The following is a 4,933-nucleotide window of genomic DNA, read 5'->3' as shown; positions in this document are numbered from 1 at the left end:
CCCGAAAAAACGGTCGCGCCGCCCGTTGAAGCCAACCGTAACCGAGTTCGCGTGACCGATTTCCCTGTTTTCCACTGGACCGACGCCGACGGCGCCGATCATGCCGTGCGCTGGCGCTCCGAAGCCGGTGTGCAACCGCCGAAGCGCGCGGTGCCCGCTGACGACCGCCTCACCGCCGACGCGGCCTACCGCCTTGCGTGCGAGGGCACCGCGCTTGTCTGGCAGGGCGACTTCCAGAATGCGCGCCAGCTCGTGCAGGCGATGGCGCGCCGTGTCGAGCGCAAGCCGAAGAAGGCGAAAGCCGCGGCCGGCGTCGATGCATTCAACCTGCATCGTCTCGCGCAGTCGCAGCGTGCCCGCACGCTCGGCATGCTGCTGATCCCACTCGATGCCGACTACACGATCCCGCTGCGCCGTGCGCCCGACGTGCGCGCGGCGTGCGAAGAGGCGTACGGGCCCGGCGGCGCGTCGTCGGTCGTGTCGTTGCGCGAACTGCTCGGCCTCGTCGGCGCGCATGAATGGCGCAAGAAGGGCGTGCCGATCCCGGCGCTCGGCGGCGCGCCGATCCACCCGCACTACGGCGTGTTCTCGCCGGTGCGTGGTGAATACGTCGAACTCGTCGCACGCGCGCCGCTGCCGGCGACGTCGCTCGCGTTCGACATCGGCACGGGCACCGGCGTGCTGGCGGCCGTGCTTGCGTCGCGCGGCGTCGAGCGTGTCGTCGCGACCGACCAGGACGCACGCGCGCTCGCCTGTGCGCGCGAGAACGTCGAACGGCTGGGCCACGCGGATCGCGTCGAAGTCGTCGAGGCGGATCTGTTTCCGGCCGGCCGTGCGCCGCTCGTGGTCTGCAACCCGCCGTGGGTGCCGGCCCGGCCGAGCGCCCCGATCGAATACGCGGTCTACGATCCGGACAGCCGCATGCTGCGCGGTTTCCTCGCGGGGCTCGCCGCGCACCTCGAGCCGGGCGGCGAAGGCTGGCTGATCCTGTCCGATTTCGCCGAGCATCTCGGCCTGCGGCCGCGTGAAACGCTGCTGCAATGGATCGACGAAGCCGGCCTCGTCGTGCTCGGCCGCGACGATATCCGCCCCGCGCACCCGAAGGCGATGGATGCCGACGATCCGCTGCACGCGGCACGCCAGGCCGAGGTCACGTCGCTCTGGCGGCTCGGCGCACGAGCCTGACCGCGCATTTTCGGTAAACTATCGCCATTCCTCACGAATTCCCGCCGCCGGGCCGTGGTCGACCGACCGTGGCCCGGCGCCGCATCACGATGTCGAACAAGACCCACGAAATCCGCCCGGAGCAGTCCGTCGAGCTGCTGAAGGAACTGCACATCCTCACCCGCGACGGGAAGCTGAACCAGGACAGCCGCCGCAAGCTGAAGCAGGTCTATCACCTGTTCCAGTTCATCGAGCCGCTGCTGGCCGGCGTGCAGGCCGACAAAAGCAACGTGACGCTCGTCGATCACGGCGCCGGCAAGTCGTATCTCGGCTTCATCCTGTACGACCTGTTCTTCAAGCAGCAGCCGGGGCACGGCACGCCGGCGTTCGCGTCGCACGTGTACGGGATCGAGACCCGCGAGGAGCTGGTCACGCGCTCGGCCGAGCTTGCTGCGCGGCTCGGGTTCGGCGGCATGTCGTTCCTGAACCTGTCGGTTGCCGATTCGATCACGTCGCCGAAACTGCCTGAAACGGTCGACGTCGTCACCGCGCTGCACGCGTGCGACACGGCGACCGACGACGCGATCCGCTTCGCGCTCGCGAAGCGCGCGCAGCACATCGTGCTGGTGCCGTGCTGCCAGGCGGAAGTCGCGGGCGTGCTGCGCAAGAACAAGGGCAAGTCGCTCGCGAACGCGCTGACGGAAGTGTGGCGGCATCCGCTGCATACGCGCGAATTCGGCAGCCAGATCACCAACGTGCTGCGCTGCCTGCAGCTCGAAGCGCACGGCTACCAGGTCAGCGTGACCGAACTGGTCGGCTGGGAGCATTCGATGAAGAACGAGCTGATCATCGCGCAGTACAAGAACCTGCCGCGCCGGCGCCCCGGCGAGCGGTTGAACGAGATTCTCGGGATGTTCGGGCTTGCCGAGCTGAACGCACGATTCTTCGTGCCGGAAGCCGCGGCGGGCGGAGAGGCCGTCGAGTTTACCGAAGGCTGACGATTACTCGGCGCGCCGCACCGCACGTGGCGCGCCGCACGTTACACGCCGTGTCAGACGTCGTCGCCCGGCCCGCGCATCCATTCGCGCCACCCGTCGTGGCCGAGGCGGCGCAGCGTTTCCTGATTCTTTTCGTAGATCGCGGATGCGTCCGGGAACGCGTCGACCGCGCGCGCGATGCTGTCCTCGCGCAGCAGGTGCAGGATCGGATACGGCGCGCGGTTCGTGTAGTTCTCGATGTCGTCGGGCTCGCTGCCTTCGAACCGGTAGTCCGGATGGAAGCTCGCGATCTGCAGCACGCCGTCGAGCCGCAGTTGCCGCACCAGCCGGTCGGCAAAGAACAGCGCATCGTTGTAGTCGATGAAATCGGCGAACGCATGCGGGAAGATCACGAGCGTCGTATCGACCTGCTGCGGGTCCGCCGCATCGAGCGCGCGCAGCTCGGATTCGAGTTCGGCGAGTGCGTCTTCCAGCGTCGTCGCTTCGCTGATCGCGTAGCGCACCTGTTCCTTCACATAGACGCTTTTCGCGAACGGGCACAGATTGAGTCCGATCACCGCGCGCGCGAGCCAATGCCGTGTGGCGGCGAGGATGTCGTCGTGCGATTCGGGGCGGGTGTCGGTCATCGTGAAACCAGTCGGTCGGAAGGGCGGCGAGGGCCGCATTGTAGCGGGCGCGCCGTTACGCGCAGGCGGCTTCGATCAACTGCGTGACGAGCGCGGGAGCGACACCGATCGGCGTTTCGCCGTGCCGATAGGTCTGGCTTGCCGCGTAGATGCCTTCGATGACCAGCGCGAGCGAGTCGGCGAGCGCCTGCGGCTGCCGCGCACCGGCGTCTTCGCACAACGCGACGAGCCGCTTCATCAGCTGTTCCTTGTTCTGCGCGACGCGCTCGCGCGCCGGGTGCGACGCATCCGGGAATTCGGCCGCGACGTTGACGAACGGGCAGCCGCGGTAATCCTTCTGCGTCGCGCGCTCGGCGAGATCGACGAAATACTGGATCAGCTGCGCTTTCGGCTGGCCCGGATGCTTCGCGACGCTCGTGTTGAAGCGGTCGAAGAAACACGCATCCATCCGCTCCAGGTACGCGAGGATCAGCTCGTCCTTCGACGAGAACTGGCGGTACAGGCTCATCTTGTTGACGCCCGCACGCTCCACGACCGCCTCGACGCCTACCGTCCGCACCCCTTCTTTGTAAAACAGCTCTTCGGCGGCGCGTAGCAGGTGCTCCTGCGCGGTGGCGCCGTCGATCGGCCGGCGCGTGCGGCGCGCCAGCGGTTTGGCGATCTCGATGCCCGACATGATGACCCTCGACTGCATATTGGATTGCTTGACATGTTACCGATTGGTCACTACGATCGCAACACACTTGTGACCGGTCGGTAACAATGCCGACCGGATCGACAGACAAATGCCAAGCATCGGCCCGGGTCAGCCGATGCAGCGTGCGGCGGAGGTGGCCTGGCAGGGCGGGCGGCGCGGGTGCGGAGGCACCGGAGCCGCCAACTGGAGAACGCGAAGATGAACTGGGCAGTGACACGAATCGGCGGGCGCTTCCACTACGGATGGCTCGCGGCGGCGGTGGTATTCCTGATCCTGCTGGCGGCGGCCGGCACGCGCGCGACGCCGAGCGTGCTGATGGTGCCGCTCGAACGCGAGCTCGGCTGGAGCCGCGCGACGATTTCGCTGGCGATTTCGGTGAACATCGCGCTGTACGGACTGACGGGTCCGTTCGCGGCCGCCGCCATGCAGCGCTTCGGGCTGCGCCCGACGATCCTTACCGCGCTCGTGACGATGTGCGCGGGCGTCGCGCTGTCGTCGATGATGACGCAGAGCTGGCAGATGGTGGTGATCTGGGGCCTGATGGTCGGCTGCTCGTCGGGCGTCGTCGCGCTGACGCTGTCCGCGACCTTCGTCACGCGCTGGTTCCATGCGCGGCGCGGCCTGATCATGGGCATCCTGACCGCGAGCACGGCCACCGGCCAGCTCGTGTTCCTTCCGATGCTCGCGGCGATCGCGCAGCACCACGGCTGGCGGCCGGTCGTGCTGGTCGTTGCGGCGGCCGCCGCGATCGTGATTCCGCTCGTTGCGTTCCTGCTGCCCGAGCGGCCAGCCGACCTGCAGCTGCGCCCGTACGGCGAGCCGGCCGATGCGCCGCCCGCGCCCGAGGCGACGAAGGAGAACCCACTCGCGGTTGCGTTCCGTACGCTGCTGACCGCGAGCCGTTCGCGCGATTTCTGGCTGCTGTTCTTCAGCTTCTTCATCTGCGGCGCGAGCACCAACGGCTACGTCGGCACGCACCTGATCGCGATGTGCAGCGACTACGGAATGACCGAAGTGCAGGGTGCATCGCTGCTCGCCGCGATGGGCGTGTTCGACCTGTTCGGCACGACGCTGTCGGGCTGGCTGTCCGACCGTTACGACAATCGCGTGCTGCTGTTCTGGTACTACGGGCTGCGCGGGCTGTCGCTGATCTACCTGCCGCACGCGTTCGGGATCGATTTCTTCGGGCTGCCGCTGTTCGCGATGTTCTACGGGCTCGACTGGATCGCGACCGTGCCGCCGACCGTGCGTCTCGCGACCGACGTGTTCGGCAAGGCCGCGGCGCCGGTCGTGTTCGGCTGGATCGTCGCCGGCCACCAGCTCGGCGCGGCGTTCGCGGCGCTCGGCGCGGGGCTGCTGCGCGCGAGCCTCGGCACCTACACGATCGCGTCGATGATCTCGGGCGGGTTGTGCATCATCGGTGCGCTGATCGTGCTGCGGATCAACCA

5 protein-coding genes are annotated in these 4,933 nt (G+C 67.8%); 3 read left to right on the top strand and 2 right to left on the bottom strand.

The window, feature by feature from the left end:
- The first annotated feature begins 51 nt into the window (after positions 1-51).
- A complete protein-coding gene (locus G3N93_RS34115) occupies positions 52-1,185 on the top strand; it encodes a class I SAM-dependent methyltransferase (RefSeq protein ID WP_206134944.1) in 1,134 nt (377 codons plus the stop codon).
- An 89-nt stretch (positions 1,186-1,274) separates the two neighbouring features.
- Positions 1,275-2,162 carry an SAM-dependent methyltransferase gene (locus tag G3N93_RS34110; RefSeq protein WP_206134943.1) on the top strand — a complete coding sequence of 296 codons (888 nt, stop codon included), beginning with the start codon at positions 1,275-1,277 and terminating at the stop codon, positions 2,160-2,162.
- 53 nt (positions 2,163-2,215) lie between these two features.
- Here G3N93_RS34110 and G3N93_RS34105 read toward each other — a convergent pair whose 3' ends face one another.
- On the bottom strand, positions 2,216-2,788 hold the full coding sequence (locus G3N93_RS34105; RefSeq protein WP_206134942.1) for a DUF1415 domain-containing protein: 573 nt from the start codon (positions 2,786-2,788) through the stop codon (positions 2,216-2,218).
- Between the two features lie 55 nt (positions 2,789-2,843).
- Entirely contained in the window at positions 2,844-3,464 is a 621-nt protein-coding gene (locus G3N93_RS34100) for a TetR/AcrR family transcriptional regulator (protein WP_174939877.1), read from the bottom strand.
- Positions 3,465-3,683: 219 nt separating this feature from the next.
- Between G3N93_RS34100 and G3N93_RS34095 the strand changes: the two genes are divergently transcribed.
- On the top strand, positions 3,684-4,933 hold a 1,250-nt coding region (locus G3N93_RS34095), incomplete at its 3' end, for an MFS transporter (protein WP_206134941.1).

Source organism: Burkholderia sp. Se-20378, assembly GCF_017104665.1.
Lineage (GTDB): Bacteria > Pseudomonadota > Gammaproteobacteria > Burkholderiales > Burkholderiaceae > Burkholderia > Burkholderia lata.
This window is presented reverse-complemented; position numbering and strand designations above follow the sequence as displayed.

Excerpts from the sequence above, each read along its gene's own strand:
- G3N93_RS34105 (WP_206134942.1), bottom strand. The coding sequence starts at position 2,788 with ATGACCGACACCCGCCCCGAATCGCACGACGACATCCTCGCCGCCACA.
- G3N93_RS34100 (WP_174939877.1), bottom strand. The coding sequence starts at position 3,464 with ATGTCGGGCATCGAGATCGCCAAACCGCTGGCGCGCCGCACGCGCCGG.
- G3N93_RS34110 (WP_206134943.1), top strand. The coding sequence starts at position 1,275 with ATGTCGAACAAGACCCACGAAATCCGCCCGGAGCAGTCCGTCGAGCTG.